At 61.3% G+C, this 12864-nt stretch carries 13 protein-coding genes and 1 tRNA gene; 8 read left to right on the top strand and 6 right to left on the bottom strand.

What is annotated here, in order from left to right:
* Positions 1–91 precede the first annotated feature (91 nt).
* The 6 genes from BLS60_RS21670 to BLS60_RS16605 form a co-directional block, all read right to left on the bottom strand.
* A complete protein-coding gene (locus BLS60_RS21670) occupies positions 92–412 on the bottom strand; it encodes a YdcA family protein (protein ID WP_092370207.1) in 321 nt (106 codons plus the stop codon).
* Positions 413–588: 176 nt separating this feature from the next.
* A tRNA-Phe gene (locus tag BLS60_RS16625) sits at positions 589–664 on the bottom strand.
* A gap of 89 nt (positions 665–753) precedes the next feature.
* Entirely contained in the window at positions 754–1026 is a 273-nt protein-coding gene (locus BLS60_RS16620) for an oxidative damage protection protein (RefSeq protein ID WP_070880539.1), read from the bottom strand.
* Complete coding sequence (gene mutY / locus BLS60_RS16615) at positions 1023–2090, bottom strand: A/G-specific adenine glycosylase (protein ID WP_092370204.1); 1068 nt, start codon at positions 2088–2090, stop codon at positions 1023–1025. The genes BLS60_RS16620 and mutY overlap by 4 nt, the downstream gene beginning before the upstream one ends.
* Complete coding sequence (locus BLS60_RS16610; RefSeq protein WP_092370201.1) at positions 2087–4318, bottom strand: AsmA family protein; 2232 nt, start codon at positions 4316–4318, stop codon at positions 2087–2089. The genes mutY and BLS60_RS16610 overlap by 4 nt, the downstream gene beginning before the upstream one ends.
* Positions 4319–4384: 66 nt before the next feature.
* A complete protein-coding gene (locus BLS60_RS16605; protein WP_092370199.1) occupies positions 4385–5491 on the bottom strand; it encodes an NAD(P)/FAD-dependent oxidoreductase in 1107 nt (368 codons plus the stop codon).
* 347 nt (positions 5492–5838) lie between these two features.
* Between BLS60_RS16605 and BLS60_RS16600 the strand changes: the two genes are divergently transcribed.
* The 8 genes from BLS60_RS16600 (at position 5839) to BLS60_RS16565 (ending at position 12693) form a co-directional block, all read left to right on the top strand.
* Positions 5839–7497 carry an OFA family MFS transporter gene (locus tag BLS60_RS16600; protein ID WP_070880543.1) on the top strand — a complete coding sequence of 553 codons (1659 nt, stop codon included), beginning with the start codon at positions 5839–5841 and terminating at the stop codon, positions 7495–7497.
* A 170-nt stretch (positions 7498–7667) separates the two neighbouring features.
* Entirely contained in the window at positions 7668–8261 is a 594-nt protein-coding gene (gene hisB, locus BLS60_RS16595; protein ID WP_070880788.1) for an imidazoleglycerol-phosphate dehydratase HisB, read from the top strand.
* Entirely contained in the window at positions 8261–8899 is a 639-nt protein-coding gene (gene hisH / locus BLS60_RS16590; RefSeq protein ID WP_092370196.1) for an imidazole glycerol phosphate synthase subunit HisH, read from the top strand. The genes hisB and hisH overlap by 1 nt, the downstream gene beginning before the upstream one ends.
* Positions 8899–9153 carry a DUF2164 domain-containing protein gene (locus BLS60_RS16585; RefSeq protein WP_420831589.1) on the top strand — a complete coding sequence of 85 codons (255 nt, stop codon included), beginning with the start codon at positions 8899–8901 and terminating at the stop codon, positions 9151–9153. Before hisH ends, BLS60_RS16585 begins: the two co-directional genes overlap by 1 nt.
* Before the next feature lie 38 nt (positions 9154–9191).
* Positions 9192–9929, top strand: coding sequence for a 1-(5-phosphoribosyl)-5-[(5-phosphoribosylamino)methylideneamino]imidazole-4-carboxamide isomerase (gene hisA, locus BLS60_RS16580; RefSeq protein ID WP_070880545.1), 738 nt, complete (start codon positions 9192–9194; stop codon positions 9927–9929).
* 82 nt (positions 9930–10011) lie between these two features.
* Positions 10012–10782, top strand: coding sequence for an imidazole glycerol phosphate synthase subunit HisF (gene hisF / locus BLS60_RS16575; protein WP_070880546.1), 771 nt, complete (start codon positions 10012–10014; stop codon positions 10780–10782).
* Positions 10783–10995: 213 nt separating this feature from the next.
* Entirely contained in the window at positions 10996–11751 is a 756-nt protein-coding gene (locus BLS60_RS16570) for a substrate-binding periplasmic protein (protein ID WP_092370193.1), read from the top strand.
* Positions 11752–11937: 186 nt separating this feature from the next.
* Positions 11938–12693 carry a substrate-binding periplasmic protein gene (locus BLS60_RS16565; RefSeq protein ID WP_092370190.1) on the top strand — a complete coding sequence of 252 codons (756 nt, stop codon included), beginning with the start codon at positions 11938–11940 and terminating at the stop codon, positions 12691–12693.
* Positions 12694–12864 lie beyond the last annotated feature (171 nt).

Raw genomic sequence — 12864 nt, 5'->3', positions numbered from 1 at the left:
ATGTTGAACGCGCTGTGTCAGTGCCTGTTCACTGCATCCGCTGGGCGGTGTGTATCCGTCTTGAAGGTCTACCTCCGTCGATGCTGAGCGCTTACTTGCGCCGGTAGCTCTTGCTGCCGCTGGCCGTGAGGCAGTATTGCCCACCGCGAGGGCCCGTGCATAAAGTCCCGCCGCCGCAGGGGCATTCGCTCGCGGTGTTGCCGGTCGCTCTGAGTGCGCTTGTGCCGCCACCTTGCTGCCCGGCGCTACAGGTGCGTTTGCTGCCGCTGATAGAGCCATCGTTACACACGAACAGAGGGCCATCGCAGCGCGCCACGCCACCTTTTTTGCCGGAGCAGGGGTAGTTGGCTGCTGCACTCATGTGAGGCGCTGCCAGCAATAACAGGAACAAGCCCAACAATCGAAAGCGCATGGCGATAGCCCGATTAACAGCGTTACGAACTCGTTGAGCGAATGCCGCAGGAGGGGCGATGTATCGCAGTGGCGCTATTACCCTGCAGCGAAGAGTAAATCACGGGCAATAAAAAACCGGCTCAAGGCCGGTTTTCTAGTTTCTCATGTGATGCTGGCACCACCTGAGAAGAAAGGTGGTGCCCAGGGACGGAATCGAACCGCCGACACGGGGATTTTCAATCCCCTGCTCTACCGACTGAGCTACCTGGGCAACGGGGCGTATTAGACGGTTTTAGCTTTTAGGTGTCAAACGTTTTTTGGAAAATATTTAAATATTCCGGGTGGTTACGTCCTCAAGCCTCATTCGCTCGGAGGAACGTAGCCTTCTGCTTGAGCGTAGTCCTCGCCAGACAGGAACTTGTCCATCTCGGCCTGCAGGAATTTGCGGTCTTCGGCGTTCATCATGTTCAGGCGACGTTCGTTGATCAGCAGGGTCTGGTGCTTCTGCCATTCTTCCCAGGCCTGCTTGGAGACGTTCTGGTAGATGTCTTCGCCCTTGGCGCCAGGGTAGGGCGCGCGATCCAGGCCGGGCAGTTGTTGTTTGTGCTTGCGGCACATCACGGTGCGGGTCATGCCATTTCTCCTGTGTGCAGTGCGTCGGCCGCGCGCTTCAGTAGTTTCTTGACCGGGGCGGCAAGCCCCAAGCGCGGCGGGGTGGCGAGGTTATACCAGAGCCAGTCGGCCTCGGCCACGTAACCGGGGACGCCATCGACCTCGATCAGCCAGGGTTCGATGGCCAGCTGGAAGTGGCTGAAGGTGTGAGTGAGGCCGTCGAGCTGGCGGTGTTCGCCGAGTTGCAGCTGGTGCTGCTCGGCCAGGGCCGCCAGCGCATCGAGGTCTTCCAGCTCGGGCAAACTCCATAAGCCTCCCCAGAGACCGGTCGACGGTCGTCGGTAAAGCAGAATGGCGCCGTCACGACTGGCAAGCATTGGCATCAGCGTGCGCTTTTGTGGCAGCTCCTTGCGCGGCTTGGCGATCGGGTAACGGATCTCCAGGCCCAGCAGGTGCGCTTCACAGCCGCTCTGTACCGGGCAGAGCAGGCAGGTGGGCTTGCTGCGGGTACACAGCGTGGCGCCAAGGTCCATCATCGCCTGTGTGTAGTGATTGAAACGCTCTGCAGGCAGGAAGCGCTCGGCTACCGCCCACAGTTGCCTGGCGACCTTGGGCTCGCCCGGATAACCTTCCTGCGCCACATAGCGGGCCAGTACACGCTTGACGTTGCCGTCGAGAATCGGCGCACGCACGCCCATGCTCAGGCTGGCAATCGCGCCGGCGGTGGAGCGGCCGATACCGGGTAGCTCGGTGAGCGCCTCGACGTCGCGGGGGAACTCACCGCCATGGTCGCGCATGATGATCTGGGCAGTCTTCTGCAGATTGCGGGCGCGGGTGTAGTAACCCAGACCCGTCCACAGGTGCAGCACTTCGTCCTCGGGCGCTTCGGCCAAGTCGCGCACGGTGGGCAGCGCACTCATGAAGCGGTCGAAGTAGCCGAGCACGGTACTGACCTGGGTCTGCTGCAGCATGATTTCCGACACCCACACGCGGTAGGGTGTGATGTTCTGCTGCCAGGGCAAGTCCTTGCGGCCGTGCACGTCGTACCAGCGCAGTACCGCGCTGGAGAATTGCTCCGGTGTCATCGGTTGAACAGGCCCTTGAGTGCGTCTTTCAGTTCGGGGCTGACCTTGTCGCCGAGCTTCTCTTCGAGTTTTTCGTTGATGCGCTCACCGGCCAGTTTGGCGGCGACCTTGCCCATGCCTTCCTGGTCGAGGCGGCAGGCCTTGGCGCCAAGCTCGAGCGGGCCGCGGCAGTGCAGCGGCCAGGCGATGCCGACGTAGCGACGGTTGACCTCGCAAGCGGGGTCGGGCATTTCGCGCTGATCACCTTCGATGGTAATGCCGACGCGGTAGTCGAGGCCGAGCACGCGCAGGTCAAGGTCGCCATTGCCGGCCACGCTGAGGCCGGGAATGCGCGCTTGCAGATCAGGGTTGCTGGCCACGCCGTTACGGATGTTGAGGCTGCCCTGCAAGCGCTCGAACGGGGTGTCCTTGCTGCGTGGATCGCTGCTCAGCGCCTTGCGGTTGAGGGTGGAAATGCCGCGGCACAGCTGCTGCTCGAGGTTGGCATCGACCAGCACGCCATCGTTAAGCAGGAAGCTGGCGGTGCCGTTGAGCGCGTCGACCCAGGCTTTCTGGCTGTTGCCGCTGGTGGTCAGGTCGCTTTTCAAATCGAGCAGGCCTTTGAGGGGCGAAGGGCGCTGTTCATCCTTGAGGAATGGCTCGACCGGTATGCTGCTCAACTGCGTGTGCAGGCTGAGTACCGGTACAGCAGGGCGCACGTCGGCGTCGGCCTTGAAGGAGAAGTTGCCGTTGCCCAGCCCGCCACGCAGCTCCTCCAGCTTCAGTGCGCCGCCTTGCGCTCGCGCCTTGAGGTTGAAAGTGCTGATCGACTGCTTCTGGAACGTCAGCTGGCCGAGGTTCAGGGTGGTTTGCAGATCGAGCTTGCGCAACGTCGGTATCGGCAGCACCTCACTGGAACTCCAGGCTTCTTGAGTCGGCGCGTTCGGCACCGGCGTACTGCCAGCCTGGCCAGCATTGGCGACCGTTTCGCGCACTTCGGCCTTGCGGGCGGTGTCGCTGTCTTTGCTGTTCTTGTTCGCTGGCGGCAGGTAGCGATCGAGGTTCAGCTTATCGCCCTTGAGCTGCACGCGCAGTGCCTGCTTGGCGATATCGGCGACAGCAATGTTGCCGGTGAAGGTGCTTTCGTCGAGCTTGATGGTCAAGTCGTCCAGCGACAGGCTGTTTGCCGTACCGCCGAGCTGGGTGACCAGTTCGAACTGCGACAAGGTCTTTTCGTCGGTCATGGGCGGCAGCTTCTGACCGAGACTGGCGAGGAATTCGCGCAGATTGACAGGCGCCACGGACAGCCCGCCGGACAGCTTCGGCTCGCTTTGCAGGTCACGGATTTTCAATTCACCCAATGCGCGCAGCTGGTTGGCCGAAAGCTTGAGGCCGTTCCATTCAGCAACCTGGGCCGCCAGGTCGACCAGTAGCTGGCCCTGGGCGGCGTAGGTAAGGGTCTGGCCGTTGAATGGCTCGCCGGAGGCTTCACCAGACAGGCGTGCATCTTCCAGTTGATAGCGCTTGAGCGCGCGGTCGAAGCGCAGCTCACCCTGCAATTCGGTACGGGCGCGCATGACGGGTTGGTTGCTGCCGAAGAAGGCGCTGAGCTTGATCGGTACGCCAGCGCCCTCGCGGATCGCGCCGGTAGTGAGCTGGATGCTTTCGGCGCTGAATTGCTGACCCTTCTGCGCATCGCGGTAATCCACGCGGGCGCCGTTGACGATCAGGCTGTCGATGTCGAGCCTGATCGGCTGCGCGCTGCTTTGTTGAGCGGGTTGCGACTCTGCCTGCGGAGAATCATTGGCGGCGGTCTGCTCAGCTGGCGTTTCGCCTGGCTTGGTGGCCGGGCGGCCGACGTCTTCCCAGTTGCCGTGACCGTTCTCGTCACGCTGCAGGTCGAGGTTGAGGCCGTCGACGCGGATATCGCTCATCTGCACTTCCTTGCGCAGCAGCGGCAGCACGCGCACCGACAGGCCGAGCAGGCGCAGATTGGCGAACGGCTTGTCCGGCGTGCTGGCGCTGGCGAGCGTGGCGTCGGTCAGCTCGAGGCCCAGCCAGGGGAATAGGCTCCAGCCAATATCGCCGTTGAGCGTCAATTCGAGGTTGGCCTTGTCGCGGGCCAGTTGGCGAATTTCATCCTTGTAATCGTTAGGGTCGAACAAGTGAGTCAGGGCAAAGCCCAACGCCACGATGATCAGCAGCAGTCCGAGGAAGAACAGACCCAGGATTTTGCCGAGCGCTTTCATGGAGAAGTCCTTTGGGATGACGAGAAATTTGAATCCGCGAGTATAACGCCGACGGCATGCCCAGGGCTAAAGCCTGTGGGCAATGCGTTCGGCGATGGCCAGGCTGGCCGTAAGGCCGGGCGACTCGATGCCGAACAGATTCACCAGTCCAGGTAGACCATGCTCAGCCGGCATTTGCAGCATGAAATCTTGTGCGGCGTCTCCGGGGCCGCTCAGCTTGGGGCGGATACCGGCATAACCGGGCACCAGTCGCGCGCTGTCGAGCGCAGGAAAATAGCGACGGATAGCGCTGGCGAAGGCATCGCGCAGAGACTCATCGACGCGGTAGTCGATTGTGTCGAGGTAGCGGGTGTCGGGGCCGAAGCGCAGCTGGCCGCCCAGATCCAGGGTGGCGTGCACGCCAAGGCCGCTGGTGTTGGCCTCCGGCATTGGGTAGACCAGATGACTGAACGGGGATTTGCCGTTGTAGTTGAAATAGTTGCCCTGACACATATGCAACGTCGGGATGTGTTGTGGCGCCAGGTCGTCCGTATGCGTGGCCAGTTGCTGAGCGAACAGCCCGGCGGCATTGATCACGCGCTGAGCCTTGAGGCTGAACGGCTCGCCCGCGCTGCTGCCACTGACAATCCAGCCGTCGCCATCATGGCGGAGGCGGTCGACGCGAGTCTGCAGCACCAGCTCGGCGCCCCGTTGTTCGGCATAGGCGAGCAATGACTGCATAAACGCATGGCTGTCGATGATGCCGGTATTCGGCGAGAGCAAGGCGGCGCTGCCGCGCACTGCCGGCTCCAACGCGCTGAGCTGTGCGCCGGTGATGGGCTGCAGTTCATCCACGCCACTGGCTCGGGCGTTATTGGCAAGCGCGTCGAGCTTGCCGCGCTCCTCATCACTCACCGCCACCAGCAACTTGCCCAAGCGCCGATGCGGTACTTGCCACTGCGCACACCAGGCATAAAGGCGCTCACGGCCTTCCAGGCACAGTTCGGCCTTGAGCGAACCCGGCGGGTAATAGATGCCGGCGTGGATGACCTCCGAGTTGCGGCTGGAGGTGTGGCTGCCCAGCAACGCCTCCTGCTCGACGATCAATGTGCTGCGACCGGGCTCTGCCAGTCGCGCTGCGCAGGCAAGGCCCAGCGCGCCGGCGCCGATTATCAGAGTGTCGATGCTATCCATGGCTGTTTCCGATCGAATGAAATTGAGCGCGGCCGCCTGCCATCCGGCGGTTTGCTGCCGCACGGCATCACGTTAAAGGCCAGAGTTTGGAGTGGTTTCGTTACGCATAGTTACCGATTGTCGGGAACTTTTTGTGCGCAAGGCTGAGAACCGCGTCTCAGAGAGGTAAAGGGGCGTTTTGGTGGTTGCACACGCACTATGGCGATGTGACACAATGCCGCGGGAACTCTAGCGTTCAGCTAGCTGCGAATGATTCGCTCAACACTATTTGCTGTTAAACGCTGCTGTTAAGAGGCGTATGCAAATAAATCGTCTTTGTTTGCCAACTTAAATTCAGAGAAGAAAAAATGACTGACGCCACCGTGCAAAACGGTGCTTCAGCGACGCCTGCGTTTCTTTCCAAAGAACGCATCATCGCGAAGCCCGGTTTCAACCGCTGGCTGGTTCCGCCAGCTGCCCTCGCCATCCACCTGTGCATCGGCATGGCCTACGGATTCTCCGTATTCTGGCTGCCGCTGTCGAAAGCCATCGGTATCGATGCTGCCGTCGCCTGTGCGCCGGACATCGGTTTCTTCGAGCAGATCTTTTCCAGCAACTGCGACTGGCAGATCTCCATGCTGGGTTGGATCTACACCCTGTTCTTCGTCTTCCTCGGCTGCGCAGCTGCCGTGTGGGGCGGTTGGTTGGAACATGCGGGCCCGCGTAAGGCCGGCCTGGTTTCGGCCGTATGCTGGTGTGGCGGTCTGCTGATTTCCGCACTCGGTATCTATACCCACCAGATTTGGTTAATGTGGGTCGGTTCCGGTGTGATCGGCGGTATTGGTCTCGGTCTGGGCTATATCTCCCCGGTATCAACGCTGATCAAGTGGTTCCCGGACAAGCGCGGCATGGCCACCGGTATGGCCATCATGGGCTTCGGTGGTGGTGCGATGGTGGGTGCCCCCCTCGCCGCCCTGCTGATGGGTCACTTCTCCAGCGAAACTGATGTTGGTGTGTGGCAGAGCTTCGTAGTCATGGCGGTGATCTATTTCATCTTCATGGTCGGTGGTGCACTGTCCTACCGCGTTCCGCCGACTGGCTGGAAACCCGCTGGTTGGGTCGCTCCGGCTGCCAAGGCCAACAACGCGATGATCACCAAGGGCCACGTACACGTGAGCACCGCGTGGAAAACCCCGCAGTTCTGGCTGGTTTGGGCCGTTCTGTGCCTTAACGTTTCCGCCGGTATCGGCATTATCGGCATGGCCTCGCCCATGCTGCAGGAAGTGTTCGGTGGCAAACTGATCGGCGTGAACGTGCCATTCAGCGAGTTGAGCAAAGAGCAGTTGATGCAGATCGCTGCCATCGCTGCCGGCTTTACCGGCCTGCTGAGCCTGTTCAACATCGGTGGCCGCTTCTTCTGGGCTTCGTTCTCCGACCTGATCGGCCGTAAAGCGACCTACTTCGTGTTCTTCGCGCTGGGTTTCACCCTGTATGCGCTGGTTCCGTGGACTGGTCACCTGGGCAGCATCGCGCTGTTCGTGTTCGCTTTCTGCCTGATCCTGTCGATGTACGGCGGTGGCTTTGCAACCGTTCCGGCCTACCTGGCGGATCTGTTCGGTACCCAGATGGTTGGTGCTATCCACGGTCGTCTGCTGACTGCCTGGGCTGCTGCCGGTGTCCTCGGTCCGGTGCTGGTCAACTACCTGCGTGAATATCAACTGAGCATCGGCGTCGAACGCGCTGCTGCTTACGACATCACGCTGTACATCCTCGCCGGTCTGCTGGTGCTGGGCTTCATCTGCAACCTGCTGGTACGTCCGGTGGATGCGAAGTACTTCATGACTGAAGAAGAACTGGCCGCTGAGCGCGCTTATGGCGAGAAATCCAAGCCGACTGCCAGTGAGCTGGAGTGGGCTGCCGATCCGTCGAGCAAGCCGCTGGTGATCGCTGCCTGGCTGGCCGTTGGTCTGCCGCTGGCGTGGGGTGTGTGGGTGACCCTGCAGAAGACGCTGGTGCTGTTCCAGTAACGCATCGTCGCCTTGAAAATCCCGCTGCCGCCTTGTGCGCCAGCGGGATTTTTTATGCCTGGTGATAACTGAAGCGGGTTTCGCCCAATTCTTCCGTGTGGCTTTCTCGGTTTAGCGCTTATCAGCCTATAATGGTCGCCCTTTCGCCCAACGATTTTGTGGAGCAGGTGATGGCCGAACGTACGGCATTCGTCGAGCGCAACACCCTGGAGACCCAGATCAAGGTCTCTATCAACCTGGACGGCACCGGCAAGGCGCGCTTCGATATCGGCGTGCCTTTCATGGAGCACATGCTCGACCAGATCGCCCGCCATGGTCTGATCGATCTGGACATCGCGTGCAAAGGTGATCTGGAAATCGACGATCACCACACCGTCGAGGACGTCGGCATCACCCTCGGCCAGGCATTCGCCAAGGCCGTCGGCGACAAGAAGGGCATGACCCGTTACGGCCACTCCTACGTGCCGCTCGACGAAGCGCTGTCTCGCGTAGTCATCGACTTCTCCGGTCGTCCTGGCCTGCAGATGCACGTGCCGTTCACGCGCGCGGTGGTCGGTGGCTTCGATGTCGACCTGTTTCAGGAATTCTTCCAGGGCTTCGTCAACCACGCCCAGGTCAGCCTGCATATCGACAATCTGCGTGGCGTGAACACCCACCACCAGATCGAAACGGTATTCAAGGCGTTCGGCCGCGCCCTGCGCATGGCCGTGGAGCTTGATCCGCGCATGGCCGGGCAGATGCCGTCGACCAAGGGCGTACTCTGATGCAGACGGTTGCAGTCATCGACTACGGCATGGGCAATCTGCATTCGGTGGCCAAGGCCCTGGAGCATGTCGGGGCCGGCCGGGTGCTGGTGACCAGCGACGCGCAGGTGATCCGTGAGGCCGACCGCGTGGTGTTTCCTGGCGTCGGTGCGATCCGTGATTGCATGGCCGAGATTCGCCGTCTGGGCTTCGATGAGCTGGTGCGTGAAGTCAGCCAGGACCGCCCGTTCCTCGGTATCTGCGTGGGCATGCAGGCGTTGCTCGAGCGCAGCGAAGAGAATGAAGGCGTCGACTGCATCGGGCTGTTCCCCGGCCAGGTGCGGTTTTTCGGCAAGAACATGGTCGAAGACGGCGAGCCGCTCAAAGTGCCGCATATGGGCTGGAACGAAGTGAGCCAGGCGGTCAACCATCCGCTGTGGCACAGCATTCCGGATCACGCGCGTTTCTACTTCGTGCACAGTTATTACATCGAAGCCGGCAAGGCGCAGCAGGTCGTCGGTCGCGGCCACTACGGCAAGGATTTCGCCGCCGCGTTGGCCGATGGTTCGCGCTTCGCCGTGCAGTTTCACCCCGAGAAGAGCCACACCCACGGCCTGCAGTTGCTGCAGAATTTCGCTGCCTGGGATGGCCGCTGGTAGTGGCCAGGCTCAAGAGCCCGATCCTCACGCTCACGCCCGAGCAGGAAAGCGACGCAGTGCACAAGCTGCAGCGCTTTCTGGCCGATCGTTACGAGCTGGAGTTGGGCTCTTTCGAGGTGATCGAACTACTCGAACTGTTCGCCCGCGAAGTGGCACCGCATTACTACAACCGAGCGGTCACCGACGCGCACAGCTTGCTGCGTGAGCGCTTCGAAAGCCTCGAAGTCGACCTGTGGGCGCTCGAGAAAGATTGATTCCAGCCAACGCTGGCTGAACTAGACAAGGTGTGCAGATGCTGATTATTCCCGCTATCGACCTCAAGGACGGCGCCTGCGTGCGTCTGCGCCAGGGCCGCATGGAAGACTCCACGGTGTTCTCCGACGATCCGGTGAGCATGGCCGCCAAATGGGTCGAGGGCGGGTGCCGTCGTCTGCATCTGGTCGATCTCAACGGCGCTTTCGAGGGCAAGCCGGTCAACGGCGATGTGGTTACCGCCATCGCCAAGCGCTACCCGAACCTGCCGATCCAGATCGGTGGCGGCATCCGCTCGCTGGAAACCATCGAGCATTACGTCAAGGCTGGCGTCAGCTACGTGATCATCGGCACCAAGGCGGTCAAGGAACCCGAGTTCGTTGCCGAGGCCTGCAAGGCCTTCCCGGGCAAGGTGATCGTCGGCCTGGACGCCAAGGATGGCTTCGTCGCCACCGACGGCTGGGCTGAAGTGAGCAGCGTACAGGCTACCGATCTGGCCAAGCGCTTCGAGGCCGATGGCGTGTCGGCGATCGTTTACACCGACATCGCCAAGGACGGCATGATGCAGGGCTGCAACGTCGAGGCCACCGCTGCGCTGGCCGCTGCCAGCCGCATTCCGGTGATCGCTTCGGGCGGCATTCACAACCTGAGCGATATCGAGAAACTGCTGCTGGCGCGTTCGCCTGGCATCATCGGTGCCATCACCGGCCGGGCCATCTACGAAGGCACGCTTGATGTCGCCGAGGCTCAGGCTTTCTGCGACAACTTCAAGAAATAAGCAGAGGTAGGGTGGGTGGCAACCCACCGCAGTTGACGCAATCTTTATCGGTGGGTTGCACCCACCCTACGGGAATACCGTTATGGCACTGGCTAAACGCATCATCCCCTGCCTCGACGTGGACAACGGTCGCGTGGTCAAGGGCGTCAAATTCGAGAACATCCGTGATGCCGGTGACCCGGTGGAAATCGCTCGCCGTTACGACGAGCAGGGCGCCGACGAGATTACCTTTCTCGACATCACTGCCAGTGTCGACGGCCGCGACACCACGCTGCATACCGTCGAGCGCATGGCCAGCCAGGTGTTCATCCCGCTGACCGTGGGCGGTGGCGTGCGTACCGTGATGGACATCCGTAACCTGCTCAATGCCGGTGCCGACAAGGTATCGATCAATACCGCCGCGGTGTTTACCCCGGAGTTCGTCGGTGAGGCGGCCTCACGTTTCGGTTCCCAGTGCATCGTCGTCGCCATCGATGCCAAGCGCGTTTCCGCGCCGGGCGAAACACCGCGCTGGGAAATTTTCACCCACGGCGGACGCAAGCCCACCGGTCTCGATGCGGTGCTTTGGGCGCAGAAGATGGAAGGCCTGGGCGCCGGCGAGATTCTGCTCACCAGCATGGACCAGGACGGCGTGAAGAGCGGTTATGACCTGGGCGTGACCCGCGCCATCAGCGAAGCGGTAGGTATCCCGGTGATCGCCTCCGGCGGTGTCGGCAACCTGCAGCACCTCGCTGACGGCGTCATCGAAGGCAAAGCGGCAGCGGTGCTTGCTGCCAGCATCTTCCACTTTGGTGAATTCACCGTTCCGGAAGCCAAGGCCTACATGGCCAGCCGCGGCATCGTGGTGCGCTGAGCACGTCGCGCAGGGCTGTGAGTGTGCGGTATGTCCAAGTTGGGGCATCTGCACTTCTTGCCGCCCACTAATGGCGCTAAGCTAGCACCCGAGTGACAGGGATTTGTCGAGCCCGGGCGTCTAGCCCGAGGTTTCTGATGAATTAGCCCGGTTGCTCCGGGCGTTACCTTTCCGGCCGCCCGTCAACGTTCTGAATGACAGGTAGTCGAGTACATGTGGAAACGTCTGTGGTTGGCAGTGGCGGGTGCGCTGCTCGTGATGACATCGGCGGCACGCGCCGAAATCGACCCGAACTACAACGTGGTGTTGCTGACGGAAAACTTCCCACCGTACAACATGGCCAGCAACGGAAAGAACTTCGCGCAGGAAGACGGTATCAACGGCATCGCCGCCGATGTGGTGCGTGAAATGTTCAAGCGCGCCGGTATTTCTTACAGTCTCACCCTGCGCTTCCCCTGGGACCGTATCTACAACCTTGCATTGGAAAAGCCCGGCTACGGCGTGTTCGTAACCGCCCGGCTGCCTGAGCGCGAGAAGCTATTCAAGTGGGTAGGGCCAATAGGCCCGGATGACTGGGTGCTGCTGGCGCGCGGCGACAGCACACTGGTGGTCAACAATCTGCAGCAGGCGGCGCAGTACCGCGTCGGCGCCTACAAGGGCGACGCGATTGCCGAGTACCTGGAAAAGCAGGGCATGCAGCCAATCACTTCGTTGCGCGATCAGGAAAATGCCAAGAAGCTGATGGCCGAGCAGATCGATTTGTGGGCCACTGGCGATCCGGCCGGGCGTTACCTGGCGCGTCAAGAGGGTGTCAGCGGTTTGAAGACCATACTGCGTTTCAACAGCGCGCAGCTCTATCTCGCCTTGAACCGCGAAGTACCTGACGAGGTGGTACAAAAGCTGCAGTCCGAACTGGACAAGATGCGGGCTGAGGGATTGGTCGACACCATCCTCAACAGTTATCTTTAAGCCTGAAGGCGGTTTGACAGTGCGTTGTGGGCGCTTGAGGGAGCGCCCGCCTGGTCTGTATCCGCCCTTCATGCGCACATGCAGTGTGCCCAGAGCGCACGGTGTACATCGCCAGGGAAGGTAATGACGCGGGAATTCGGCAGGAGGCCGCCAAGCATAATCATAACTACGCGGCGGGGACGACTGATGTTGAACAACACTCTGAAAGCGATCGTACTGGTTCTTTCTCTTGCGGCATGTGCCGCCAGGGCCGAGTTGCCAGCCGACTACAAGATGGTGCTGCTGACCGAGAACTTCCCACCCTTCAACATGGCGGTGGACGACAAGAACTTCGCGCGTGACGACGGCATTGACGGCATCAATGCCGAGATCGTGCGCGAGATGTTCAAACGCGCCAACATCAGTTACAGCCTGACACTGCGCTTTCCCTGGGATCGCCTTTACAAGCTGACCCTCGACAAGCCCAACTATGCGCTGTTCTCGACCACCTTCACTCCCGAGCGTCAGGCGCTGTTCAAGTGGGTTGGCCCGCTGGCCAAGACCGGCTGGGTATTGCTGGCGGCGCCTGGTAACAACCTGACCGTCAACAGCCTGAAGGAGGCCGGCCAGTACACCATCGGCGCCTACAAGAACGATGCGGTCAGCCAGCATTTGGAGAGCCAGGGCCTGGCGCCGGTCAATGCGCTCCGCGACCAGGAGAACGTCAAGAAACTCACCGGCGGCAAGATCGACCTGTGGGCGACCACCGATCCAGTCGGCCGCTACCTGGCCAAGCAGGAAGGTGTTAGCGGGCTGAACACGGTGCTGCGTTTCAACGAGGCCGAGCTGTATCTGGCGATCAACAAGGACACGCCGGACGAGGTGGTGCAACGGTTGCAGAAGGCGCTGGATGAGCTGCGCAACGAAGGCTTCATCGACGAGATGACCAACAGCTACCTGTAAGCATGATTCATGCACCGCCGCTTCTGTAGGGGCTCCCGGGCCGCACTGCGCCCCGCGTAGAGGCGCCGCTCCGGCGCGAACGATGGCAGCCTTGCCGCTGTACCGGCGTCACACCCACCATTCGCCGCGGGGTCGCGGCTCCTACAAGGATGGGGTGTGTGAGTGGTTCAC

Source organism: Phytopseudomonas seleniipraecipitans (assembly GCF_900102335.1).
GTDB classification, from domain to species: Bacteria; Pseudomonadota; Gammaproteobacteria; order Pseudomonadales; family Pseudomonadaceae; genus Aquipseudomonas; species Aquipseudomonas seleniipraecipitans.
This window is presented reverse-complemented; position numbering and strand designations above follow the sequence as displayed.

Excerpts from the sequence above, each read along its gene's own strand:
- hisB (WP_070880788.1), top strand. The coding sequence starts at position 7,668 with ATGGCCGAACGTACGGCATTCGTCGAGCGCAACACCCTGGAGACCCAG.
- hisH (WP_092370196.1), top strand. The coding sequence starts at position 8,261 with ATGCAGACGGTTGCAGTCATCGACTACGGCATGGGCAATCTGCATTCG.
- BLS60_RS16565 (WP_092370190.1), top strand. The coding sequence starts at position 11,938 with ATGTTGAACAACACTCTGAAAGCGATCGTACTGGTTCTTTCTCTTGCG.
- hisF (WP_070880546.1), top strand. The coding sequence starts at position 10,012 with ATGGCACTGGCTAAACGCATCATCCCCTGCCTCGACGTGGACAACGGT.
- BLS60_RS16610 (WP_092370201.1), bottom strand. The coding sequence starts at position 4,318 with ATGAAAGCGCTCGGCAAAATCCTGGGTCTGTTCTTCCTCGGACTGCTG.
- hisA (WP_070880545.1), top strand. The coding sequence starts at position 9,192 with ATGCTGATTATTCCCGCTATCGACCTCAAGGACGGCGCCTGCGTGCGT.
- BLS60_RS16600 (WP_070880543.1), top strand. The coding sequence starts at position 5,839 with ATGACTGACGCCACCGTGCAAAACGGTGCTTCAGCGACGCCTGCGTTT.
- mutY (WP_092370204.1), bottom strand. The coding sequence starts at position 2,090 with ATGACACCGGAGCAATTCTCCAGCGCGGTACTGCGCTGGTACGACGTG.
- BLS60_RS16605 (WP_092370199.1), bottom strand. The coding sequence starts at position 5,491 with ATGGATAGCATCGACACTCTGATAATCGGCGCCGGCGCGCTGGGCCTT.
- BLS60_RS21670 (WP_092370207.1), bottom strand. The coding sequence starts at position 412 with ATGCGCTTTCGATTGTTGGGCTTGTTCCTGTTATTGCTGGCAGCGCCT.
- BLS60_RS16620 (WP_070880539.1), bottom strand. The coding sequence starts at position 1,026 with ATGACCCGCACCGTGATGTGCCGCAAGCACAAACAACAACTGCCCGGC.
- BLS60_RS16570 (WP_092370193.1), top strand. The coding sequence starts at position 10,996 with ATGTGGAAACGTCTGTGGTTGGCAGTGGCGGGTGCGCTGCTCGTGATG.